The following is a 2425-nucleotide window of genomic DNA, read 5'->3' on the forward strand; positions in this document are numbered from 1 at the left end:
CTGGGTTCGCTTTCCGGGGTAGCCCCCTATCGCATCGTTGAAGACCGCGGTGACGCTCCTATCAAACTCGCCAGCGAGGCGTACAAAACGGTGATCATCCTGGAGTCGCCGGGCAAGGGGCGGTACGCGGTCAGAGGTGAGACCGAGTGTCTGCCCGAGTCGTGAGCTAACTGTTGAGAGCCAAGGCGCGCTCTCGGGCTCGTTTATTGCCACCTTCGAACCAGCTTGCTGTCTTGTCGGACAGCGTTCCCAATGACAGATCGTCTTTGCCCATCCCATTGACCGTCGCCCACCGCTCGAAGGACTCCAACCCCTTGTTGCCCTGCTTGACCAGCTCGGCGAACGGTCTGAGGTTGCCCTTGGCGTCGATGATGGACACGCCGGGTGGGCAGCTGGCCTGGAACTCGGCGGCCGTCACCTTCGGGGTGAAGCCGTTGGCCATCAGCAGCTGCGCGTAGGTGTGCTGGCGGCTGAGGGTGGCCGCCCTGTCGTCCTTGTTGACCTTGTCCATCCGGGTCTCGTCCTTCTTGCCGAAGGCGCCGTCGGCGGACAGGGAGGTGCTCAACGCGTACCAGGCGTAGTCCCAGACCGGGCCCGACCCGATGTATATGCTCGCCAGCCCGATGGCGTTGTCCCGGAGGAAGTTCACCAGGTCCTTGCGCTGCTTGTCGACCATGTCCAGGTCGCCCTGGACCTTCTCGATCGCGGCCAGCTCGAAGCCGCGTACGTTGCCCAGGGCGGTGAACGCCTTGTCCAGGTGTTCGACGTCCCCGGTGCGCCGGGCCGTCGCCGAGGCGTCGGCGATGAGCTGCTGGGAGAAGCGGCCCATGCCCTGGTCGAACGGGGCGAGGTTCTTGGCGGAGTCGGCGAAGGTCTTCAGGAAGTTGTAGGTGTCCTTCGGGCTCAGGGTGAACGCCGCCGTGGTGCCGAAGGCCGAGGTGAAGGGCTTGAGCGTGCTCGCCTCGGTCATGTTGGCGTCGCCGATGTTCGCGCCCTCGGTGATCTCGGCGGCGTAGGCGCCGGCCAGCGTCGACATGAAGATCTTGACTCCCGGCGCGACCTCCATCGGGGTGGCCGGGGTGTCCTCGGTGCCGTCGGTGTCCTTGAGGTCGCCCATGATGGTCATGACGTTGAAGGCGAACTTCGCGGCCTCGGGGCTGTGCGGGCCCTTCTCGTAGGCGCCGCCTCCGGCGGCGAGCATCCGGCCGAACTCCGTGCTGATGTCGAAGTCCATGCCCGCAGGCCGCTGAAAGGCGTGTTCGGGGCTTTCCATCCGGTTGAGCTCGGTGAACAGATCTCTGAGGTCCTCGCGCGACATGGCGTTGAACAGGCCCCTGGCCACATCGGGGTTGTTCGCCAGGGCGGGCAGCAGTGGGACGAGGTCGGTCTTCCACCGCCGGGGGCGGGTGTCGTCGCCGTCGCCGACCGGCTTTCCCACCCTGCCCCGCGCTATCTCGGTGAGCCACGCGGCGGGGAACATGCCGTACCGGAGCAGGGATGCCAGTTCGCCGTCCGGCGCCTTCTTGAGGTTGCCCGCCTCCCACTCCGAGCCGAGCAGGGCCGGCTGCGCGCCGACCGCGGTGGCCAGGGCGTCGCCGATGACCTTCCGGTGCCCGTCGGCTGCCTTCTTGTCGTACCTGTCCAGACGTTGGAGCATGCCGAGCATGCCCTGTGGGCCGATGACCCGGAAGAACCCGGCGGTCAGATAGGCGTCCTGCTGCCCGTCGGCGAGTTTGTCGAGGATCCGGTCGTAGGCGGCATCGGGCAGGCCGAGGGTGGACGGGGGAAGTCGCGAGAGCTGAAAGGCGAGTTCGGTGCCTTTCTTGGCACTGCCCGCCGGGGACTTTCCGGTCTTCTCGTCGTAGGGCAGCAGCCCCCACTGGAACGGGTTCTGGAACAGGCCACCGGTCCAGGCCGAGGACTGCTTCGGCAGGCCGACCTCCCCTCCCAGCATGGGCAGATCCTGGTTGATCGTCTGCAGGCGTTTGCGCAGCCCCAGAAGCTCGTCGCTGACCCAGCCGTCGATCTCCCTGATCGGCAGCAGTCCCACCGCCGGCACCTCGGCCGTCGCGAGGAGTTGCCGGATCCGCTCGGTCTGCTCGCCGATCACGTCGCGACCGCGTTCCAGCGCGGCGATGAAGCCCTGCATCAGCTCGGGGTCGATTCCGGCGAAGTCCGGTGACAAAGGCCCCGTTCCCGGTGACATCGCCTCCACCATTCCCTTCGCCCTGTTTTCAGTTATTTCACTCTAACTCAATAAGAAGCATATTAAAGGATGGATAATATGATTCCATCAAGCATTATGGGATGATTCTCGGCATTACGCGAGACGCCCCCCTTGGTTGCCGCTCTCGGGGCTGGGGTGAACCTGATCCGCTGAAGAGCACCCCTCACCTGGTCGGCTCGGAGTCACATCACGCGTCGG

At 65.5% G+C, this 2425-nt stretch carries 1 protein-coding gene; it reads right to left on the reverse strand.

The annotated features are described in order from the left end of the window. Positions 1–166: 166 nt before the first annotated feature. On the reverse strand, positions 167–2206 hold the full coding sequence (locus tag ABZ260_RS50025; protein WP_355632729.1) for a DUF6571 family protein: 2040 nt from the start codon (positions 2204–2206) through the stop codon (positions 167–169). Positions 2207–2425 lie beyond the last annotated feature (219 nt).

The organism is Streptosporangium sp. NPDC006013 (assembly GCF_040614275.1).
In the GTDB taxonomy this organism is placed as follows: domain Bacteria; phylum Actinomycetota; class Actinomycetes; order Streptosporangiales; family Streptosporangiaceae; genus Streptosporangium.

What these genes read in the sequence shown, in the direction of transcription:
- ABZ260_RS50025 (WP_355632729.1), bottom strand. Translation starts at nt 2,206, where the DNA reads ATGTCACCGGGAACGGGGCCTTTGTCACCGGACTTCGCCGGAATCGAC.